Annotated in this window: 16 protein-coding genes; 1 reads left to right on the forward strand and 15 read right to left on the reverse strand. The window is 62.0% G+C overall.

Going from position 1 to position 20,759, the window contains the following annotated elements:
• Window positions 1-23 precede the first annotated feature (23 nt).
• Window positions 24-2,393 carry a tetratricopeptide repeat protein gene (locus tag AC27VU_RS18325; RefSeq protein WP_488724602.1) on the reverse strand — a complete coding sequence of 790 codons (2,370 nt, stop codon included), beginning with the start codon at window positions 2,391-2,393 and terminating at the stop codon, window positions 24-26.
• Window positions 2,394-2,608: 215 nt separating this feature from the next.
• Between AC27VU_RS18325 and AC27VU_RS18330 the strand changes: the two genes are divergently transcribed.
• Entirely contained in the window at window positions 2,609-3,286 is a 678-nt protein-coding gene (locus AC27VU_RS18330) for a DUF3313 domain-containing protein (protein ID WP_488724603.1), read from the forward strand.
• Window positions 3,287-3,421: 135 nt separating this feature from the next.
• Here AC27VU_RS18330 and AC27VU_RS18335 read toward each other — a convergent pair whose 3' ends face one another.
• The 14 genes from AC27VU_RS18335 to AC27VU_RS18400 all read right to left on the reverse strand — a co-directional run bounded on the left by AC27VU_RS18335 (window position 3,422) and on the right by AC27VU_RS18400 (window position 20,701).
• Window positions 3,422-5,926, reverse strand: coding sequence for a fused MFS/spermidine synthase (locus tag AC27VU_RS18335; protein ID WP_488724604.1), 2,505 nt, complete (start codon window positions 5,924-5,926; stop codon window positions 3,422-3,424).
• Between the two features lie 193 nt (window positions 5,927-6,119).
• Window positions 6,120-7,709, reverse strand: coding sequence for an arylsulfatase (locus AC27VU_RS18340; protein ID WP_262142476.1), 1,590 nt, complete (start codon window positions 7,707-7,709; stop codon window positions 6,120-6,122).
• 71 nt (window positions 7,710-7,780) lie between these two features.
• Entirely contained in the window at window positions 7,781-8,803 is a 1,023-nt protein-coding gene (locus AC27VU_RS18345) for an HAD family hydrolase (protein WP_488724605.1), read from the reverse strand.
• Window positions 8,800-10,215: a BatD family protein gene (locus tag AC27VU_RS18350; RefSeq protein WP_488724606.1), complete on the reverse strand. Its 1,416-nt coding sequence runs from the start codon at window positions 10,213-10,215 to the stop codon at window positions 8,800-8,802. The genes AC27VU_RS18345 and AC27VU_RS18350 overlap by 4 nt, the downstream gene beginning before the upstream one ends.
• Window positions 10,212-11,792 (reverse strand): VWA domain-containing protein, encoded by a 1,581-nt coding sequence (locus AC27VU_RS18355; protein ID WP_488724607.1) that lies wholly within the window; start codon window positions 11,790-11,792, stop codon window positions 10,212-10,214. The genes AC27VU_RS18350 and AC27VU_RS18355 overlap by 4 nt, the downstream gene beginning before the upstream one ends.
• 1 nt (window position 11,793) lies before the next feature.
• A complete protein-coding gene (locus AC27VU_RS18360) occupies window positions 11,794-12,786 on the reverse strand; it encodes a vWA domain-containing protein (RefSeq protein WP_473019531.1) in 993 nt (330 codons plus the stop codon).
• On the reverse strand, window positions 12,773-13,372 hold the full coding sequence (locus tag AC27VU_RS18365) for a DUF4381 domain-containing protein (RefSeq protein WP_488724608.1): 600 nt from the start codon (window positions 13,370-13,372) through the stop codon (window positions 12,773-12,775). The genes AC27VU_RS18360 and AC27VU_RS18365 overlap by 14 nt, the downstream gene beginning before the upstream one ends.
• Window positions 13,369-14,304, reverse strand: coding sequence for a DUF58 domain-containing protein (locus tag AC27VU_RS18370; protein WP_262142470.1), 936 nt, complete (start codon window positions 14,302-14,304; stop codon window positions 13,369-13,371). Before AC27VU_RS18370 ends, AC27VU_RS18365 begins: the two co-directional genes overlap by 4 nt.
• Window positions 14,301-15,281, reverse strand: a complete 981-nt coding sequence (locus AC27VU_RS18375) for an AAA family ATPase (protein ID WP_488724609.1) — start codon at window positions 15,279-15,281, stop codon at window positions 14,301-14,303. Before AC27VU_RS18375 ends, AC27VU_RS18370 begins: the two co-directional genes overlap by 4 nt.
• A 22-nt stretch (window positions 15,282-15,303) precedes the next feature.
• The gene (locus tag AC27VU_RS18380; protein ID WP_338801786.1) at window positions 15,304-16,254 is read right to left on the reverse strand and encodes a SphA family protein; all 951 of its coding nucleotides are present in this window, start codon (window positions 16,252-16,254) and stop codon (window positions 15,304-15,306) included.
• A gap of 12 nt (window positions 16,255-16,266) precedes the next feature.
• Window positions 16,267-17,670, reverse strand: coding sequence for a DUF1254 domain-containing protein (locus AC27VU_RS18385; protein ID WP_488724610.1), 1,404 nt, complete (start codon window positions 17,668-17,670; stop codon window positions 16,267-16,269).
• A 13-nt stretch (window positions 17,671-17,683) separates the two neighbouring features.
• Window positions 17,684-19,135: a DUF1254 domain-containing protein gene (locus tag AC27VU_RS18390; protein WP_488724611.1), complete on the reverse strand. Its 1,452-nt coding sequence runs from the start codon at window positions 19,133-19,135 to the stop codon at window positions 17,684-17,686.
• Between the two features lie 10 nt (window positions 19,136-19,145).
• Window positions 19,146-19,937 carry a hypothetical protein gene (locus tag AC27VU_RS18395; RefSeq protein WP_338801789.1) on the reverse strand — a complete coding sequence of 264 codons (792 nt, stop codon included), beginning with the start codon at window positions 19,935-19,937 and terminating at the stop codon, window positions 19,146-19,148.
• A 338-nt stretch (window positions 19,938-20,275) separates the two neighbouring features.
• Window positions 20,276-20,701, reverse strand: a complete 426-nt coding sequence (locus AC27VU_RS18400; RefSeq protein WP_096797339.1) for a YciI family protein — start codon at window positions 20,699-20,701, stop codon at window positions 20,276-20,278.
• Window positions 20,702-20,759 lie beyond the last annotated feature (58 nt).

The following is a 20,759-nucleotide window of genomic DNA, read 5'->3' on the forward strand; positions in this document are numbered from 1 at the left end:
GGATCCGCGTCATTCCTTACCGGTCACTTCAGCGCCGGATCACCCATGTTCATCTTCTTCCACCCCTGCAACAGCACCTGCGCCTTCGGCTCCTGGCCGTTCTCCAGGTAGTACTGGATCAGCGACAGCCGCGCATTGCGGTTCGCCGGTTGCGCCTTGAGCAAACGCTCCAGCTCGTCACACGCCTCGGTTACCTTGCCACTGTCGTGCAACGCTACTGCCAGCACATAACCGTACTGCGCGTTCTGCGGCTCCAGTTGCGCGGCTTTGTGCAGGGCGCTCATGGCTTCGGCGGTCTTGCCGGCGCGGATCAATGACAGGCCACGGGTGTGCTGCAACAACGCAGCCTCCGGGTGCGCCTTGAGGCTGTCGTTCAGCAGCGTTTGCGCCTCTTGCCCACGCCCATTGGCCTCCAGCCATTGCACCAGCGTCACCAGCGCCGGGTAGAAGTCCGGATCGCGCTTGAGTGCGGTGCGCAGCAATCCATCGACCTCGGCAGCGCGGCCACTGGCTTGATACAACATCGCCAGGTTCAGGTTGGCCTCGGCCCGTTCCGCAAGACTTTTCTGCACCGCCTCATACTCGGCAATCGCCGCGTCCCAATTGTCCTGCGCGGCGCCGAGGCCGTTGTTGCGCGCAACGCTGAGCAGATCCCGCGCCGCGACAATGCGCACGGCTTTCACCGGATCATTGAGCATCGGCGTCAGCAACGCTGCGCGCTCCGCAGGTGGCAGGAAGGCACTGATCGCCCGCACCGCACTTTCGCGTACCTGCGGCGCGGGATTTTTCAGGTCCTGCGTCGCCAGCTTCAGGGACTGATCGCTTGGGTAAAGCGGCAGTTCGGCCAGCAACGTCGCCCGTTGAATCGCCGGCAGATTGCTGCGCTGCAATTGCTCATGCAAAGCGTCCGCCGCGCCCGGCTGGCCGTTGCGGATCAGCCACAAACTTTCGTCATAGCGCGGCGCTTGCGCTGCAGTGGCGGAAGCCTTCCATAACTTGAACTGCGCGGTGACCTTGTCGCCGGCCTTGCCCTGGTGACAGCTCAGGCAAGCGTCCGGCGTACCGAGTTTCTGCGCGCGCTCCGGGTCGGGAATGCTGAAGCTGTGGTCATGGCGGAAGTCGTTGCCCATGTAAAACTTGCCGGGCATGTGGCAATCCACGCACTGCGAGCCGGGCTGGCCCAGGGTGTGGCGGGTGTGTTCGATGGAATCGTAGTTTTTCGCTTGCAGGCCCTTGCCGTCGACGCCTGCGACCGAAGTCTTGCCAGCGGTGTTGTGGCATTGCAGACACACCGCGTTGCCCGGTGCCTTGAGTTCGGTACTGTGCGGGTTATGGCAATTGCTGCAACGCACGCCCTTGTCGAACATCTTGCTCTGCAGAAACGAGCCGTGCTCGAACACTTCATCCTTGATCTTGCCGTCCAGTGCATACAGTTCGCGGGTGAGGGTGCTCGGCAGGTAGTCATCCATCAGCCGTTTGCCGACGGTGTAGCCATCGCCCAACGGCGCACGGCGCGCGTGGCAGCGGGCACAGGTCTCGATTTCGACGGTGGCGTTCTTGTCCTTGAGGTCTACAGCGAAACCCTTGTGGATCAGGTCGTGTTTTTTCTGCGTCCACTCCAGGTGATTTGACGCCGGACCGTGGCAAGCCTGACAGCCGACGCCGAGGCTGTTCCACTGACTGTTGAAGGTGTTGCTGGCCGCATCGAAATTGCGCTTGAAACCGGTGGTGTGGCACTCGACGCACATGAAGTTGGCGTTCTGGCTGGGTTTGCTCCAGTGCAGTGGATTCTTGAAGTTCACGCCCTGGCCGGGGTAGAGGTGAAACCAGCGGTGTTTCTCGGTATCCCACGCCACGCCAAGCGCCTGCAAACGGCCTTCGCCGACCTCGATCAGGTATTGCTGCAACGGGGCGATGCCGAAGGTGTAGGCGACTTTGAAGTCGGCATTCTTGCCGTCGATGCCTGGGGTGTTGACCCAGAATTCGTCGCCCTTGCGCGAGAATCGGGTGGTCTCGTTTTCGGTCTTGAAGGTGACGTTGTTGAAGTCGCCGAGCAGGGTTTCGGCATTCGCTGCCTGCATCGCCAATTGGTGATGCGAGCCTTGCCAGTCCTTGACCTGCTCGGTGTGACAGCCCTGGCATTGTTGCTCATCGACCATGGTCGCGGGCTTCTGCGCCAGTGACTGCGGTTTGCTGGCAACCGGTGCGGCGGCTGCAGGTGCGCTGATCAGCGGCGGCTTCTGCGGCGCGGGCGCGGGACTGAACAGAAACCAGCCAATGCCCGCCACTGCCGCCAGCAGCACGCCGATGGTGAGGGGGAACAGGTAACGAGAAGGGGACGGTCGGGACGAATCGAGATCAGGCGGTACGACTTTATTTTTATGCTTGGGCATTACGACTTCCATGGTCCAGGTGCATTGGCCTGCTGGCGTGCATTCAAGCTTGATGCAGCTTTGCCGGATGCCCGGCGTCTGTCAAACGTCGGTTGTGAAGCAGCCCCCGAAGTTACGTGAATTTTGCGGTTTTGCAGCGCAATCGGCGGGGTTTTAGCTATACCTGTAACTCCCCCATACGCAATACATTCAGGCCTTCTGACAGGAGTTACAGCATGAAGCTAGCAGTAATGATGGGCACCCTCTGCATCGCCACCCTGGGCGTGGTGGGTTGCTCCAGCAAAACCGTCGCTCCCGATGAGTATTCCGGCTTTCTCAAGGACTACAGCCAGCTCAAGGAGGCCAAATCGCCTTCCGGTGCAGAAGTGATGCGCTGGATTGATCCGAAGGTCGATATCAGCAAGTTCACCAGCGTGTACGTCGAACCGACCCAGCTCTATCCAAAGCCGCAACCGACCGCGAAGATTTCGCAGCAGACCCTCAACGGCATCACCTCCTATTACGACCAGGCGCTCAAGCGTGAAATCAGCAAAGACCTGCCATTGGCCAACGGCCCCGGCCCAGGGGTGATTGTGGTGCGGGCGGCGATTACCGCCGTGAGCAGCAAGACCGAAGGCCTGCACGCGTATGAAGTGATCCCGGTGGCACTGGTGGCGGCAGCAGTCAGCACCGCCAGCGGTATCCGCGATCAGGAAACCACCCTGGCCACCGAAGCGGTGTTCCTCGATGGCGGCAACAACAAGGTCGTGGCGCAAGTGGTGCGCAAAGGCACTGGCAAACCACTGGAAAATGACACGCAGGCGATGAAGGCCACCGACGTCAAACCGGTGATTGATGGCTGGGCGAATGACATGCATCAGATGTACCTGAAGCTCAAGGCCAGCTCCAAATAATCCAGCGAGGCGTGGGCCCATTCGCGAGCAAGCCCGCTCCCACCTTGATATCTGCGCCGGACACTCAGCCTGTGTCCACTGTAGATCTCCTGTGGGAGCGGGCTTGCTCGCGAAAGCGGGCTTTCAGGCACCCCATTACTGCCCGGTAAACCAACGGAAGTACGGGTTGCCGCCATCCCACCGCATCACTTCACGCATATCCCGCCCCCAGGCATCCCGATCCCCGTCATACGCATGCAGGCTCGCGCGGTAGAACTGCATCAGACGCTGGCGGTGGGTCTCCATTCGCTCAGTGAACCCGGTATCGGCATTCACCAGTGGCGGCGGCACATACAGATCCAGCAGCGCCGGCAACACCCGAGTGATTTCCTTGCTGCGCACCCACGGCGCGTATTCGATCCGGGGCTGATCGTCAGTCACCGCCGGGGCGTTTGCCGCGAAGCGCTCAAGGCCTGCGCGGTCGGTGACCCAGGTCGCGAGCAACGCTGGCGCCGAGCCAATCCCGACATCCTGCAAAGTGCTGCGTACGCTGGCCTGCTGGAAGCGCTCGATGATTTTCGTCGCGTCCAGTTCCATCGGCTGCAGCGAACCGACCAGCAGCATCTCGTGGAACTCGCTGGTCCACAGCGAGGCATACGGGAACACGTCGAGGAAGCTGCGCACCAATGAGCGCGAGTCATCGATGTTCTGGGTCGGCAACGGTAACCATTGCGCGACGATCCCTTGCTGCTCCAACCGACTGGCGGCCAACTGATAGAAGTCCCGCGAGTACAGATTGACCACACCGGCCGCCGACGGCGGGGGCGGTTCGAGGGTGATCAGGTCGTAGGTTTGCGGGCTGCGCAGCAGTTCCTGACGGCCATCGCGCAAGCGCACATCGACGCCGGGATCGCTGGCGGCGTTGAAGTTGCCTTTGAACAGGGGGGCTGCCCTGACCACCGATGGCAGCAGCTCGGCGACCACCCGATGTTCCAGCCCCGGATAGCGCAGCATGGCGCCGGCAGTGATCCCGGTGCCGAAACCGATCACCAGCGTCGAACGCGGCTCGCCATTGTGGATCAGCAGTGGTAGCAGCGCCTGGATGCGCATGTAGCGCAGCGATGGCATGGCATCGCCGGTATTGGACACGCCCTGAATGTACAAACGGTGGAACGTATTTTCACCACGTCCCTGAGCGACCACGGCCACGGTGCCGCCACGGCCTTCTTCATAGAACGCCAGCGTGCCGTTACGCGCACCCGGCAAAAGGCTGGCAAATTTGTCGACCGGCGTCAGTACGGCCAGCGCCACCGCTACCAGCCCCAACGCAACCACGGCCTGACGTCGGCCTTTTTTGACGTGATGACCCTTGCGCACAGCCACGTAACCGATGCCGGCAGCAATGATCGCCAGCAAGCCCAGCGTGCGCACCAGCCCCAGCAGCGGAATCAGCAGAAAACCGCAGAGCATCACCCCGATAATCCCGCCCAGCGTGTTGAACGCGACCACGGCACCGACATCGCGACCGACCCGCTCACGACCGACACTCAAGCGCAGCGCCAGCGGAAACGCCGCGCCGAGCAACAGCGTCGGCACGAATACGATACTCAGTGCCGCCACTGCAAAACGTGCGCTCATGCCGGCCAGCTCGCTGGCGCCCAAGGCCAGCACCCAGCTCTCGGCCTGACTTTGCGCCCCTACCAGCCAGCGCCCGAGCAGGGCGATTTCCAGCAAGGCAATCAGCCCGGCACCGGCAATCAACAGACCGAACACGCCCCAGGGATCACGGATGCGCTCGACGCGACGGGCGAGCACGGCGCTGCCGATGAACAGCCCGGTCAGGTAAGTGGCGAGCACCACGGCAAACGCATAGGTGCGGGTGCTCATGAACTGGACGATCGACTGTGACCAGACCACTTCATAACCCAACGCCACGCCGCCGGCGATGGAGTACAGCCACAACGCGGTGCGGTCTGCGGCTTTCTCGGTGTGATGTTTGACCGGCGCCGCAACCGGCATCGGATGCTGACGTTGCAGCCACAGCGCACCGGTTGCGGCCAGCAGATTGAGCATCGCCGCAAACAACGCACTGCCACGCACACCGAGGGTGGCAATCAGCACGAACGCGGCGAGCAGGGTGCCAACAATCGCGCCGAGGGTGTTGGCCGCATACAGCTGACCGCCGGCCTTGCCCGGTTCAGCCGCCAGCGAGCGCACCAGTACCGGAAGCGTGCCGCCCATCGACACCGCCGGAATCCCCACCAGCGTGAACGGCAATAACCAGGCGAGAATGCCGACATGGCCTTGCAGCCAGGCAAATGGACTCGCCGCCAGGCTCATCGCAACCGTCGCGCCAACACCGAGTATCGCCACCAGCACTTCCAGCCCGGCATAGAGCAACACCGGTTGCTGCAAGCGATCGGCCCAACGCCCGAACAGCCAGCCGCCGATGGCCAGCCCGGCAAAAAACGCGCTGATGCCGGCAGTGATGGCATAGACCTCGACGCCGACCACCAGCGACAGCTGCTTGATCCACAGCACCTGATAGACCAGCGCGGCAGCGCCGGAGAGGCACAACAGCAGGGCGGGGATCAGCCGCGCCGGGGTGGCGGCTTGCGTGGTGGGTATGGCCGACGGCTTGCTGGCGATACGTGAGGACATGCGGTTTGCCTTATTTCAGTTCAGAAAGTGCTGTGACGGTGCTGGCCTCTTCGCGAGCAAGCCCGCTCCCACAGTGGATCTCGGGTTTAGCGAAAATCCCTGTGGGAGCGGGCTTGCTCGCGAATGGGCCGATACGATCCCAGATTGGAAACAGGGCCGCCCGCCGATGAGGGCGGGCGGCAATGCAACGGTCTTACTGTGCAGCCGGTGCCGCTTTCATTTTTTCAGCGATTTTTGCGTCAACTGCAGCACGGATCTGGTCGATGCTGAAGCTGGCCGGTTTCTGGCTTGGTGGGTATTCGATGAAGGTCTGCAGGAACGCTGCTGACTTCTGCACCGCTTGCGCCGCCAGGTAAACGTTTTTGGTCTGCCAGTCGTAATACTGATCGGAAACCACGTCGGCACGTTCGTACGGGTCCATCCTCAGGTTGAGGATTTTCGGCACGCGCAGGCATACGAACGGTTCGCTCCACACTCTGAAGCCACCCGGCTCGCGCTGCTCACAGAACACCACTTTCCAGTTATCGAAGCGCATCGACACCAGCACGCCGTCGTCGTTGAAGTAGTAGAACTCCTTGCGCTCGCCTTTAGGCTGTTGGCCGGTCAGGTAGGGCAGCTGATTGAAGCCATCCAGATGCACTTTGAAGTTGGTGCCGCCGGAAGTCGGCGCCCAGCCCTTGAGCAGTTTTTCCTTGACGTCAGCATCGCCGGCAGCGGCGAGCAGGGTCGGGAACCAGTCCATACCCGAGAACAGTTCGTTGGACACCTCACCCGGTTTGATCTTGCCCGGCCAGCGAATCATGGCCGGAACGCGATACGCGCCTTCCCAGTTGGAGTTCTTCTCGTTGCGGAACGGCGTGGTCGCCGCGTCCGGCCAGGAGAACTGGTTCGGGCCGTTGTCGGTGGTGTAGACGACAATCGTGTTGTCGGCGATTTTCAGGTCGTCGATGGTTTTCAGCAGTTTGCCGACGTCGGCGTCGTGCTCGAGCATGCCGTCCGCGTATTCGTTGCCGGGCATCCCGCTCTGGCCCTTCATCGAATCACGCACGTGGGTGAACACGTGCATGCGGGTGGTGTTCATCCAGACGAAAAACGGTTTGTCGGCCTTGGCCTGTTTCTCGATGAACGCTTGCGCGGCGGCAGTGGTTTCGTCGTCGATGGTTTCCATGCGCTTGGTGGTCAAGGCACCGGTGTCTTCGATCTTGCCGTCGGCGAAGCTGTGAATCACCCCGCGCGGGGTGTTGGCCTTGACGAATTCGGCATCGTCTTTCGGCCAATACGGACGCTCAGGCTCTTCTTCCGCGTTGAGGTGATACAGGTTGCCGAAGAATTCGTCGAAACCATGGTTGGTCGGCAGGTATTCATCCTTGTCGCCCAAGTGGTTCTTGCCGAACTGCCCGGTGGCATAGCCCAGGCCCTTGAGCGCCTGAGCGATGGTGATGTCGCGTTTCTGCAGGCCAACCGGTGCACCCGGAATGCCGACTTTCGACAGGCCCGTGCGCAGTGGCGTTTGGCCGGTGATGAACGAGGATCGACCGGCGGTGCAGCTGTTCTCCGCGTAGTAGTCGGTGAACATCATGCCTTCTTTGGCAATCCGGTCGATGTTCGGGGTCTTGTAGCCAACCACGCCCATGGAATAGGCGCTGATGTTGGTCTGGCCGATGTCGTCGCCAAAGATTACGAGAATGTTGGGTTTCTCAGCCGCTGTGGCAGTTGCCGACAGCGCCATCACCGAGGTTGCCACCAGGGCGAGTTTCGGTAGCCACTTGCGTATGCGAGTCATCTGACTTGCTCCTTATCGCGGGGGTCGTTGTTGCGACTTACGTTTCTTGCAGTCCTGCATCACGTTTTTTCTTATTGCACCTGCCCGGTTGCCGGTGGATCGAACGGGTAGATCCGGCGCCATTCGGTCGCCATGTCCACCACGGTCCAGCCACGGGAATTCGCTTCGTCGAGGGCTTTGTCGAGCCGCCCGATATCGGATTTTCGGTCATAGGCCCACTCGCGTCTGGCGTCGGTGTGATGCACCAGCCCCATGAACCGCTTGCCGGGGCCGGCGGCGGTCCACTGCAGCATCTGCAGGTCGCCGTCGGAGTTGCCGAATGCGAGGATCGGGCGCTTGCCGATCACTGCGTCGATGCTCTCCGGTTTGCCCGGGCCATCGTCGTTATGCGCCAGTTTTTGCGTACGCAGAATGGAAGCCTTGCCATCCTTGAACTGGAACGCGGTGACGAACGTGGTGCCGATCACCTGTTCCGGCGGGATGCCGTAGACCTTTTCGGCAAAAGCGCGCATGAACGCGGTGTCGCCGCCGGAAACGATGTAGGTCTTGAAGTCCTGGCTGCGCAGGTAGTCGAGCATTTCCAGCATCGGCTGGAAGATCATTTCGGTGTAGGGCTTGCCGGTTTTCGGATGCCGCGCCTGGCTCAGCCAGGTCTTGGCGTAGTCGTCGAAAGCCTCGGTGGTCATGCCGGTGTGGGTGGCGCCGAAGATCTTGATAATCCCGTCCATGCCGGCGGCGGCCAGGGCCTTATGATCATTTTCCAGCACGGCTTTGAATGGCTGGGTGGTTTTCCATTCCGGGTGCTGCGGCGAATTGCGCTTGACCTCGTCGAGGGCGAACAGCAACTCGAAATACATCGGCTGCTCGCTCCACAGGGTGCCGTCGTTGTCGAACACCGCGATACGCTCGGCGGGTTTGACGAAGTCCTTGCTGTGCTGATCGGTCACCGCTTGCACGAACGCGATGATGTTTTGCTTCGCCGGGCCGTCATTCCATGACGGCAGTGGCTCGCTGGCCTGGGCCAGCAGTGGCAATGCCAGCGCAAATAACAGCGCAAGGCTGAAACGTTGACGCTGCGGCGGCGGGTTGGTCATGGGAAATCCCTTTCATGAACGGGGTTGAGCGGGCGCAGGGCCGACGCCGGTTTGTGCGCCTTTTGTTCGGCCTGACTGTGAAGCGTAGTCAACGATTCACGCAGTTGATCAAGTGTTTGTGCAGTCTGCGGATCACGTCCGTAAAGTCCGCGCAACAGGCCTTGCAGGCGCGGCCCGGCACTCACCAGTTGCAGCCCCAGCCGACTGCGGCGCAGCCACAGGTACAGCGCGCTCAACTGCGTCGGATGAGCTTGCAGTTGCGGGTTGATCTGTTGCCAGGCGAAGTCGGGCGATTGCTCCCAGGCCAGTCGCCGCGCCTGCTTGCGCGCCTGCCATTGGCGCCGGGCGCGCATCAGCGCCGGACGCAGCCAATAACCCGTGCCAATACAGACCGCGAGCAGTGCCAGCCACAGCAGCCAGCGCGTGGAAAAATGCAGGTTGTTGTGGTTGAGTTGCTTGAGATCTTCGGTCACTGAAAACACCGGTTTGGGGGCGCTGCCGGCAACGGCCTCGAACGTTACGACCGGCACCTGCGTGGTGCGAATTTGCTGCGCTTTGACATCCCACCATTTCACCTCGATGGCGGGCAGGGTGTAAGCGCCAGGCTTGTCGATGCGGTAGGTGGCGGCGTCGATCCGCTGACCACCGAGAACGTTGCCGCGACCGTCATCCAGGCGGATGACTTGTGGCGTCTTCAGATAACGACTCAGACCGGCTACGTCACTCAATGGCGGAACCGGCAGCGCCATCGCCAGTGCGCCATCGGCCTCCAGGATCAGTTGGCGGGTGATGCTGTCGCCGATTTTCAAGGGCGTTGCCGAGTTGCTCACGGTTTGGCTGAAGCGCAGCCCGCTGGCCACCAGCGGCGTTTCTCCGGGTTCGAAACCGGGTGGCTGGACGGCGCTGAAGTGCAGAGGCTGACTTTGTGCGCTGAGCGCTGTAGTGGCCTGACCCGGTGTCGCGCTGACCGTCAACGCCGGAATGTCGAAGCTGCGTGCGACATTCGGGGTGATCAGATAGCTGTAGCGCAAGCCGCTGAAGGATTGCCCGTCGATGGTCTGATTCAGGTGTTGGGCCTGACCGTCGGGCGGCGTTACCAGAGCACCGTCGAGTTTCAGCTCGGGCAGGGTGGCGGCGCGGGTGAACCAGGTGTCGGTGAGCACGTCGACTTGCAGCTCGACCAGACCGCCGACCATGGCGCCTTCGGCGGGTTGCAGGTGGGCCTGGATTTTCAGTTGGGGTTCGGCGGCAGAGGCCTGGATTGTGAAAAGGCAACTGGTGAGCAGGGTCAGCAGGGTTGCGGTGATCAGGTGGGCGCCATCGCGAGCAGGCTCACTCCTACAGAAGATTTTCGGCGCACACAAATCCCCTGCAGGAGTGAGCCTGCTCGCGATGGCCGCAACCCGGTTCATGGTTTGGCCCCCGATTGATCCTGCAAACTGAACTTCTGCTTGAGAAAATTCGCCGGCGAAGTTGTCAGGTTCTGCAACCACAATGCATCGGAGGTCGCCTGCTCGGTCTCGACCTTTTTGCTCTGGCCCTTGCCCGGTGCCTTGTCGAATTTCACCTCGTTCGGTTTGGTCTCGGGGGCGTTCTTTTCGGCGCTGTCGGTGTCCTTGAGCAAGGCCTGAGCCAGCGCCAGATTGGCCGTGGCTTCGGGGAACTGCGGTTGCCGCTGCAAGGCCTGGGTGTAAGCGGCAATCGCCTGATCGAACTTGAAGCGGCGCACGTAAATGTTGCCCTGGTAGAACCACGCTTGCGGCGTGTCCAGTCGAGCGAACGTCGCCAGTGCAAGGTCATAGTCCGCCGCGTGATAGGCCGCCACGCCTTTCCAGTACGGATCGACAAACAGCGCCGCCGCCTGCGGCCAATGCTCATGCTCGACGGCCCAGCGCCCTTGTTGATCGCGGGTGAAAAACGCATCGGTCAGTGCACTGGCCTGTACCGGTGCGGCCGGCCAGCCAAGGCCCGCGGCCAGCACCAGCGCCGGCACCCAGTTGATGCTCCAGCCCCTGCGCACACCCACCAGCGCCAGCAAGAGTAGCGGCCAGCACAGCCAGTAACCGGCGTCCTTCCAGTGCAATTGCTGCTGTTCGGCGCTGGCACTCTGGAAATGTTGTTGGGCGTGCAATTCGATCCAGTCCAGATCATCGTCGTCGAGGGTGAGACTGCCCAGCGGCGCGTCGACAGCGGCGGCCAATTGCTTGAGTGCCGCCGGATCGAAATGGCCGAGCAGCGGACGCCCGTTGCTGTCGACTGCCGGCTGGCCGTTGGCGCCCTGAATGATGCCGCCATCCTCGTTGCCGACCGCCAATACCAACACCTGCAATTGGCTGCCTTTCAATAGCTTGTCGAGGCCATCGAGTTGCGCAGTGTCGGCACCGTCGGTGATCAGCAGCAGGCTGCCCGGGGTTTGCTCGGCGCTGAGCAGGCGCCGGGCCTGCTCGATGACGGCGCCGACGTCCTTGCCGGGTTTGTCGATCAACCCGGTGCCCAGCGCTTGAATGAAGGTGTCGAGCAGCGCCGGATCGTCGGTCGGCGGCAACACCAGGTGTGCGCTGCCGGCATAGGCAATCAGCGCCGTGCGAGCGCCGGCGCGACGCTGGATCAGGTCGTGCAGTTTGTGTTTGGCCGCTTCCAGGCGCGTCGGTGGTACGTCACGGGCATCCATCGATGGCGACAGGTCCACGGCGACGATCAGGGGGGCGCGGTTCTCCAGAAAGTCCGGGCGATCCTGCTCCCAGGTGGGGCCGGCGGCAGCGATGGCGCCGAGTACCAACATCGCGCACAGCCAGTGCACCGGGCGCAGGCGCTGCCGGTCCTGCGGAGTGACCAGCAGATGTGGCAGCAGGTGTTCGGCGATATTGCCGCGCAGCCGTCGCTGCAGGTCGCGGCCGCGCCGCCAGATCGGCGGCAGCAGCGCAGCGCACAGCGCGAGCAGCAGCCACAGTGGGCGCAGGAAGTGCAAGTCACTGAGATTGATGTCCATCTCAGGCCTCCTGCCGCTGACGGGCAAGCGCCAGTCGCGGGCGCAGCAGGGCGCCGAGGTGATACAGCGCCAACAGGGCCAGCGCCGCGCCCAGCGGCCAATGGAACAACTCGCGCTGCGGCTGATGGCTGAGGGTTTTCACCTGATGCGGGGTGAGGCGATCGAGGGTGCTGTAGACCTGGTCCAGCGCGGTGCGGTCTTCGGCGCGGAAAAACTGCCCGCCGGTAGTCTGGGCGATTTGTTGCAGCCCGTGCAGATTGACCTGCGCCTCGCCGGAGGCGGTCGGGTCGCCGATGCCGATGGTGTGGATCACCACGCCCTTGTTGGCGGCCATCTCGGCAGCATGATCGGGGGTGATCGCGCTGCTGGTGTCATTGCCGTCGGTGAGCAGGATCAGCACCTTTTGCTGTTCGTGCGCCTTGTCCAGCAACTTCAGGCTCAAGCCGATAGCATCACCGATGGCGGTATTGGGCCCGGCCATGCCGATGCCCGTGTCAGCCAGCAACAGCGAAAGGCTGGCGTGATCGAGGGTCAGCGGCGCCTGCGGATAGGCGCCGCTGCCGAACACGATCAGACCGATGCGGTCGTCCTTGCGCTTGTCGATAAAGCCTTGCACCACCTGTTTGACGGCCGCCAGGCGATTGATTTTCTGGCCGTCGGCATTAGTGAAATCTTCGGTTTCCATCGACTGCGAGATGTCGATGGCGAGCATCAGGTCGCGTACCGGTTGCTGACGCTCGATGGGTTTTTCGACGAATACCGGTCGGGCCGCCCCGAGCAGGATCAGCGTCCAGACCAGCAGGTTCAGCAGCAGTTGCCAACGGTTGTGGCGATTACCGACCCGGCTCGGCGTCTCACCGACCGCGCGGCTCATGGCCCCGAAAAACGGCACACGCACGGCGCTGCGCGCTTCCTGATACGCCGGCAGGTAACGATAGGTCAGCCACGGCAGCGGTAGCAGAAGCAACAGCCACGGGTAATCAAGCTGCCACATGGTGCTGCTCCACCCAGTGTTGGCAGGTGTCGAACAGCGCCTGACGCTGTTCGGCGGGAAGGGCGCGCAGGGTGGCGTCGGGGGCGTAGGCGAGTTGGGCGAGTTGGGCGCTGAAGTCATCGGGCAGACTGGTTTTGCAGTGCTGCTGCAGAAAGGCTTGCCACTCATCTCTCCCCAGCGCCGCCGGCCCCTGTGGGAGCGGGCTTGCTCGCGAAAGCGCTGTGTCAGGCGCCATCAATGTTGGATGTGCCGACGCCTTCGCGAGCAAGCCCGCTCCCACAGGGGGTGTGTTCCAATTCCGGGCTTGGGTTGGCATCGAAAGGGCCACGCGTTTGAGCAGTTCGGGCAGTTCACGCAGGGCATTGAGGTCATCACTGCGCCCACGCAACTGCGCCAATCGCACCAGCGCCTCGCGCCGATACTGATTCCGTCGCCATTGCCCATAACGTCGCACACCAACAATCAGCGCCAGCACAACCAACAGCGCCAGCAACAGCCACCAGCCCCAGGTCTGCGGCGCATAACTGACCGGCGCCGGCAGGCTCAGCTCCTTGAGCTGGCTGATGTCGGGGATATTCGGGTTCATCGCCTTGGGCCGGCAGACTTGCCAAGCTCGGCACGCAATTGCGTGTGGGCCTCTTCGGCGGTGCTGAACATCATCAGCGGTACCTGACTGCGGCGCAGCAGGGTGGCGACATCCTTGAGCCGGCCACCGAGGTAATCGCCCAATGGCTGATGCACGCTGCGTTTGTCGACGGCCAGTTCCACCTGCAATTGGCCCTGGGTGATCAGCAGTCGTCCGTTGCTCGGCAGTTTCAAGGCCAGCGGGTCGTAGACTTGCAGGGCGATCACGTCGTTGTGCGCGCGCAGTTGCCGCATCAATTGCAAGGTGCGCTCACCGGCGCCTGCGAAGTCGCTGACGATGCAGATCAAATGGTCATGCCCGGCCAGTGCGAGGCAGCGCTGCAAGGCCTTGTCCAGTTGATCCTCGTCTTCGGCGTCGGGGTTGGCCGCGTTCAGCGCCTGATTCTGTTGTGCCACGCGGCTGAGCAAGGCTTCAACCCGTTTGCGGCTGCGTAACGGCGCGATGCTGTCGATGCGTTGATCGTTGAACACCAGACCGCCGACCCGGTCACCGGCGTTGAACACCATCCACGCCGCCAGCGCCGCGAGTTCGGCGGCGAGGGCGGATTTGAAGCTGCGTTGCGAGCCGAAGAACATCGACATGCGCTGATCGACCACGACCAACGCCGGGCGATCGCGCTCTTCGGTGAAGGTGCGTACCACCGGTTTGCCGGTGCGCAGCGAGGCGCGCCAGTCGAGGTGGCGTAAATCATCACCGGGCTGATAGCGGCGCAGCTCATCGAAGTTCAGACCACGGCCACGCAGGCGCGAGGCATGGTTGCCGGCGAGGATGCTGCCCTGGGGCTGGCGCGCCAGAAAGCTCAGGTCACGGGCCTTGAATTCCAGCGCCATCAATTGCGCCAGAGACACGTAGACCAGGCCATCCGTGTTCATGCCGGAATCGCCACTTTATCCAGCAAACGGTCGAGCACCTGATCGGCAGTCACGCCATCCGCGACCGCGTCGTAGCTCAATTGCAGGCGATGGCGCAACACCGGATGCACCACGGCGCGCACGTTGTCCGGCGAGACGAAATCCTGGCCCTGCAACCACGCATCGGCCCGGGCGCAACGGTCCAGGCCGATGCCGCCCCGGGGGCTGGCGCCAATGCTGATCCAGCGTCCGAGGTCTGCGTCGTAATCGGCCGGGTGGCGAGTGGCGTTGATCAGGTCAATCAGGTAGCGGTCGATGGCGGGTGAGACATGCACCGCGCTGACTTCCTTGCGCGCGGCGAAGATCACTGCCTGCGAAAGACTGAAGCCCTTGCTCGGCGCGGTGTTCGCGCCCTGGGCAAACTCTTCGGCGCGCAACAGGCGCAACACCTGGCTTTCGTTGTCGGTGCTGGGGTAATCCAGCAGCACCTTCATCAGGAACCGGTCCATCTGCGCTTCCGGCAACGGATAAGTGCCTTCCTGTTCGATCGGGTTTTGTGTCGCCACCACAATGAACAGCTCCGGCAGCAGGTGACTTGTGCCAGCCACGGTAATCTGCCGCTCTTCCATGGCTTCGAGCAGCGCGGCCTGCACTTTGGCCGGGGCGCGGTTGATCTCGTCGGCGAGGATCAGATTGCCGAACAGCGGGCCTTGCTGGAAGCGGATCTCGTTTTGCCCGGCGACCTGATGCAGCACTTCCGCGCCGGTGATGTCCGAGGGCAGCAAGTCCGGGGTGAACTGGATGCGACTCATCTTCGCGTCCAGGTGTGTGGCCAGCGCCTTGACCGTGCGCGTCTTGGCCAGCCCCGGCAGGCTTTCCAGCAGTAAGTGCCCGTTGGCCAGCAGGCCGAGGAGGATCTGCCGGATGACCTGATCCTGGCCGAGTACGGCTTCGGCGATGCTCGCTTGCAGGGCGTTGAGGTCGGTGAGTGCGGTCATGGGACAGTCCTTTGTGGCCGGTCTAGAAAAACGCCAGGGTCATGTTGACGGCAATGCCGTTGCCTTCAGGGCGGTTCTTGGTGTCGAACTCCGGCACCCAGCGCGCACTGAAGCTCGCCTGGGCGTCGGCGAATTTACCGGCCCATGCGACCACCGGACCGGCGCCGACGGAGCGGCCACGGAAGCCATTCAGGCTGTCGGCGGTCTGGCCCTTGTCGTCGGTGACCTGCTGGATATAGCCGGCAGCCAGGCCGGCGCTCCAGCCACTGCCGAAGCCGTGAGTCCACAAGGCATCGAGGGTGAAGATGTTGCCGTTGCGATAATCGGTGGCAGTGTTCTGGGTGTAGAACTCCAGGCCACTGGACAGGGTGAACTCGCCACCCTTGCCGTCCAGATGGGTGAAGGCCACGGTGGGCATGAACGTGTAATTGTTCTGCCCCGGGTTGGCCAGGCGATTGTCGTTGTAGGCGCCGGTCGGCACGTAGATCGGCAGGGAGAACGCGATGTGGTTCAACTCGTCGAAGTGGTAGCCGGCGGCAATCGGGGTGACCAGCGCGTCAGCGAACTGGGTGCCGGAATCGCTGGTCCCGAGGGTGCGTCCGCGCGGGCCGGTGATGGCCGCGTCGATGTCGGTGTACTGCAGCGGAACACCGATTGCCGAGGCGAAGTTCCATGGGCCTTTGCCGGTGTCCCAGATGTGCGTCAGGTTGGTCATGGTGTAGGAGACTTTCATGTCGATCCCGGCACTGACTTCACCGGAAATCGGCGCGCCGCGACTGCCCTTGAGCGATCCGTCGTACCAGATGCTGGTCACCGAGACGACCCAGCCCGGTTCCGGCGGGATGATCCCGGCGTTGGAATACACCTGTTGCCCGGTAATCGGCCGGCCCACGCCACCCTCGGCTGCATAGAGTTGAGTACTGCCGATCATGCACAGCGCCAGCAGCGGACGCACAACGTTAGGCTTGACCATCACTGGCTCCGTTTATTGTTTTGAGTTGACCGGGGTGAGCAACGGCATTTTCCACTCGCCGCTGGCCACTTCCGGTTTCGGCAGGTACAGGCGCAACACGCCGTAGAACGGCCCGTTCGGTGCCGGCAGCCAGTTGGCTTGCTTGTCCTTGCCGGGATTGTTGTGCTGCACGTAGAGGGTCAGTCCGCCGTCGGCATCGAGCTTGAGATCCGGCAGCATTCGCGAGTTGATCAGGTAGCGATTGAGCGGGTTGGCCACCAGTAATTTGCTCTTGCCGTCGTACATGGTCAGCGACCAGAAGGCGTCGGCCGGAGGCAGGGCGCCCTTGTCGAAATGCAGGGTGTAGTCGTGTTTCGCTGCGTCGGCCGGCTGGCCGTCCTTGTCGACGAAATAGCCGATGTAGTTCGCTTCTTCAGCGGAGTTGCCGAAGATGCCCATGTTGGCGCCGGCGTAGCGATACAGATAATTGCCCTTGAGGTGATCACGGGTGCCGAACAGATCGCCGCTGCTGATTTGGTGCGTGTCGACCTTGTCTTTCTTGAACGCGGCGAATTCGACCTTGGCGTCACTGATGCCGTCTTCGAGGGCCTTGCGTTGCTCGGCGCTGAGCTTTTTCAGGTCGAACGGCTGACCGGCACCGATGCCGATTCTGGCGAAGCGCGCGAGCAGGTCTTTTTCGACATCCTGCGGCGGAGTGAAGGCGAGCATGAAGTTCAGGTAGCGGTACAGATCCGGGGTTTCGCTCATGGTCGGCGTCGGTTTCGGCCAACTGATTTTCGGTGCCGGCGCCGGGGCTTTCTGTTTCACATAGTGGCTCAGGGGTTCGACCTTGTAGCCTTTCTGGATCTGCCTGACCTTGCCCAGATCCTTCTCGTCGAACAACTGCGTGCGGTACAGCGCATAGGCGATGTTGCTTTCACTGCGCACCAGCCGGTCGATGTTGATCGGTTGCTGACCCTGCCAGTCAGGCCCGGCGATCATGAAATGGCCGCCGTTGTTGCCGGTGCTGCGGGTGCCCAGATAGGCGAAGTTCTGCGTGTAGGCATCGATCAGTTGCACCGAGTAATAACGGTGCTCTTCGATCGGCGGCAAGGTCAGGATCAGCGGTTCGCTGCGCAGGTCCATCCAGACGAACGAGTAGGGCGTGTCGGCGTTCGGCGTGACGAACGCGGTGTCCTTGGCAGTGAAAGCCTTGGCAGTGTTGCCGATCTGGTTGAACGGTGCCTTGAAGTTCGGGCTCTTGCTGTCCACGGCTTGGGTGTACAGGGTCTTGTACATCTCCACGACCGGGAAGCCATACAGCCAGGCGTCCTTGGCGATGCCCCGGGCTTCTTCGGGGCTGGCGCTGAAATCGGCCCAGGCGCTGCTGCTCAGGGCGAGGGTCAGGCCGGTCAGCAATAGATTGCGTACGTTCATACGGCGTCCTTATTCATTGCACGACAGTGATGTCATCGAGTTTCCAACTCTTGTCGAAATAGGCTTCGGTCGGCGCGTACAGGCGGAAATAGCTGAACCAGTGCTTGCCGGGTAGCGTTTGCACCCAGTTGCTCTCGAAGCCTTTGGGTGCGGTCGGGCCGAAGTACAGGTCCACCGAGCCGTCGGCGTTCTTTTTCAAGTCCTGACGCGAGGACAGGTCGGCCTTGCGCTGCGGGTTGTCGATCAGGCAACGGCTGTCGATGTCGTACACGGTCATCGACCAGAACTGCTTGGCCGGCGGGTTGGCGTCGACGTGCAGGCGATAGGTCTTGCCGCCGTCGAGCCAGTCACCCTTGGCGTCGGTGTAGGCGCCGAGGTAGGTCTGGCCGAGGCCCGGTGTTTTGGAGACCATGCCTTTGGTGTTGGTCACCGCTTCGTAGAACCAGGCGCTGCGTTCCCACAACTGGTCGTAAAAGGCCACGCGTTGCGACGGTTCGGCGATGTTCAGCACCGTGTCCCAATGCCGGTCGGGCCAGTACTGCGCGTCAGGAAAACGCTTGGCAAAGGTGTTGGCCTTGGCGATCAGTTCACCGACCTGCGCGCCGGACTCCAGGGCCTGACGCTGCTGGGTGTTGGGGTTGAACGGTTTGTCCTTCTCGATGCCGAGACTGGCGAGCATCGCCATGTAGAAGCGGTCACGTTCATTGACCGGTTCTTTCTGGATGATCTGGTGCAGCCGCTGCCAGTAAGCAATGCCGCGCGGCTGGGTGCCCGACCACTTTTTACCGTCAGGCGACAGCAGGCGAGTCTTGCTCGGCTCGGCACGTTTGGCGTACGGGTACATCTTGAATTGCTCGACCAGCGCCTTGCCTTTGGCCGGATCCGGATCCAGCACCCGGAAGCCCACCAGCACGTTCATGGTTTCCGATTTGGCCAGGTAATACTTGTCGGCATCGTCTGGTGGTTCCGCGCCCGGTGGCAGCACCAGGTATTTGCCGCCCTGGCCTTTGTCCGGGCCGGTCTGGCCCATGTCGATGATCGCCCGCTGCCAGAAATCGCCGATGCCGCCGGCGGTCGGTCCCGGTGGCAGTTCAATCACCAGCGGCCCGGTTTCGCTGAGGTCGACGAAGCCGAGAATGTACGGCGTGGTGGCGTTGGCGGTGATCACGCCGAGCTTGTCTTCGTAGTTGTTGACCACCATCAGATCGCCGCTGCGCGCGCCGAGTTTGTCGCGAAACTCTTCCTGCCATTGCGCGTAGGACACCAGCGGCAAGGCCCACAGGTAACTCTGGGTCGCCTGCTGGAAATCCAGCTCGGCGTAGAGTTTGGCAATCGACTCATGCGCCGGCAGCTCGCCTTCCATGGCGATCTTGCCGATACGGGTGTCGAGCTCCTGAGCACCGACGCCGCAGCTGGCGAACAGGGTCATCAGGCTGAAACCGGCGGCGCGTAAAGCGATGTGCATGGCGATGTCCTTATTTTCCGAATGTCACGTTGATCCCGGCGAACAGGGTGAACTGCGGCACACCATCGCCTTTGCGTTCGACGGTCCACTGCGGTTCGAGGAAGGCGTTGAGAATATTGCTGCCGGACTTCCAGACCTTGCCCGCACCCAGGCCGATCGGGATGTAGTGAGTGTTGTTCTTCAGGTCGAAAGTCCAGGTGCCGGTGGAGCGCAGGTACCAGCCCTTGTCGAGGTTATGGATGATGAAGGGCTGCAGGGTTGCGGTTTCGACATGCGCGCGGTCGTGGTCACCGGCAAACGAACTCTGGTACTGCACCAGCGCGCCGAGCAGGCCACGCGGTGACGAATCAATCGCCACGGCGGCGAGGCCGGCCTGCCACTTGCCGGTGCCCAGTTCATCCTCGGCGGCGGTCGGCGCGGTGATCTGCGGGCCGATGCCCAACTGCACGCCTTCGGTCTTGAGCAGGAAGATGTCGAACAGGTTGAGGTCGCCAATCCCCGTGCTGTAGCCGCCGTGCGGATCGGGGCGGGTGCTGATCGGCATCGTTGCGCGCAGCAATTGCGGTACGCCGATGAAATCATTGGGCGCAATCGGCAAAGTACCGCGCAGCAAGGCATCATTGGTGTGCAGGTTGCTGTCGAACAGCTTCGGCGTGTAGTAATCCTGCAGGTTGGCGCCGGGCGCCAGGTTCAGCGGGTTGTTGCTTTTGTTGGCCTCTTCGGCGTTATTCGCCAGGGCACAAAATACAGGCGCCAGCGAACCCGCCAGCAGCAAGGCGCGAATCCCCAATTTTTTCGACATGGTCCCCGTTTCCCTGGTGGCTACTGCATGGACGACCCGGCACTTCTCGGCCGTTGGACGTATTTCCTTTTTTATCAAGCCTGTAGGACACGTCTGATTGACGCTAGCAGCTAATGGGGAGTTAGCCAGTCGAAGGGATTAATTCTTTGGTTTTGTGTACCGCTTCGCAGTCGAGTGATGAACTGATCAATTAAATGTGTGTGGTCAGTGATGACGCTTTCGCGGGCAAGCCACGCTCCCACAGGTATTGAAGCGCTCACAAATCCTGTGACCGACTCGATACCTGTGGGAGCGTGGCTTGCCCGCGGTGGCAATTTCAAATTCAACGTGGCGTTGGATCAGGCATTTTTCTTCGCTTGCTCGCGAACACGTTCTTCCTGCGCCCGCGCCTCAGGCGTGAACTCGGCGCCGAAGTCCTCGGCGGAGAATATCTGGCGGATCTCGATGTCAGAGTCGCCCGGCATTGGATTCGGGCAGCGCTTGACCCATTCGATGGCTTCTTCTTTCGACTTCACTTCCCAGATCCAGTAGCCGGCTACCAGCTCTTTGGTCTCGATGAACGGTCCGTCGATGACGGTGCGCTTGTCGCCGGAGAAATGCACGCGCGCGCCTTTGCTGCTCGGGTGCAGGCCATCGGCGTCGATGAGGATGCCGGCCTTGACCAGTTCTTCATTGAAGTTGCCCATGGCGGTGATCAGTTCTTCACTGGGCATGATGCCGGCTTCGGAGTCGGCGCTGGCTTTGACAAGAATCATGAATCGCATGATGGTTTCTCCAGGGAATGGGGGGATTCATGGTTTAGTCGAATGGGCCGCGCATGAA

The organism is Pseudomonas sp. 14P5.3.2 (genome assembly GCF_057799175.1).

Coding starts and splice junctions, on each gene's coding strand:
- AC27VU_RS18375 (WP_488724609.1), bottom strand. CDS start 15,281: ATGACCGCACTCACCGACCTCAACGCCCTGCAAGCGAGCATCGCCGAA.
- AC27VU_RS18365 (WP_488724608.1), bottom strand. CDS start 13,372: ATGAACCCGAATATCCCCGACATCAGCCAGCTCAAGGAGCTGAGCCTG.
- AC27VU_RS18340 (WP_262142476.1), bottom strand. CDS start 7,709: ATGACTCGCATACGCAAGTGGCTACCGAAACTCGCCCTGGTGGCAACC.
- AC27VU_RS18395 (WP_338801789.1), bottom strand. CDS start 19,937: ATGTCGAAAAAATTGGGGATTCGCGCCTTGCTGCTGGCGGGTTCGCTG.
- AC27VU_RS18335 (WP_488724604.1), bottom strand. CDS start 5,926: ATGTCCTCACGTATCGCCAGCAAGCCGTCGGCCATACCCACCACGCAA.
- AC27VU_RS18360 (WP_473019531.1), bottom strand. CDS start 12,786: ATGTGGCAGCTTGATTACCCGTGGCTGTTGCTTCTGCTACCGCTGCCG.
- AC27VU_RS18385 (WP_488724610.1), bottom strand. CDS start 17,670: ATGAACGTACGCAATCTATTGCTGACCGGCCTGACCCTCGCCCTGAGC.
- AC27VU_RS18370 (WP_262142470.1), bottom strand. CDS start 14,304: ATGAACACGGATGGCCTGGTCTACGTGTCTCTGGCGCAATTGATGGCG.
- AC27VU_RS18390 (WP_488724611.1), bottom strand. CDS start 19,135: ATGCACATCGCTTTACGCGCCGCCGGTTTCAGCCTGATGACCCTGTTC.
- AC27VU_RS18380 (WP_338801786.1), bottom strand. CDS start 16,254: ATGGTCAAGCCTAACGTTGTGCGTCCGCTGCTGGCGCTGTGCATGATC.
- AC27VU_RS18400 (WP_096797339.1), bottom strand. CDS start 20,701: ATGCGATTCATGATTCTTGTCAAAGCCAGCGCCGACTCCGAAGCCGGC.
- AC27VU_RS18325 (WP_488724602.1), bottom strand. CDS start 2,393: ATGCCCAAGCATAAAAATAAAGTCGTACCGCCTGATCTCGATTCGTCC.
- AC27VU_RS18350 (WP_488724606.1), bottom strand. CDS start 10,215: ATGAACCGGGTTGCGGCCATCGCGAGCAGGCTCACTCCTGCAGGGGAT.
- AC27VU_RS18330 (WP_488724603.1), top strand. CDS start 2,609: ATGAAGCTAGCAGTAATGATGGGCACCCTCTGCATCGCCACCCTGGGC.
- AC27VU_RS18345 (WP_488724605.1), bottom strand. CDS start 8,803: ATGACCAACCCGCCGCCGCAGCGTCAACGTTTCAGCCTTGCGCTGTTA.
- AC27VU_RS18355 (WP_488724607.1), bottom strand. CDS start 11,792: ATGGACATCAATCTCAGTGACTTGCACTTCCTGCGCCCACTGTGGCTG.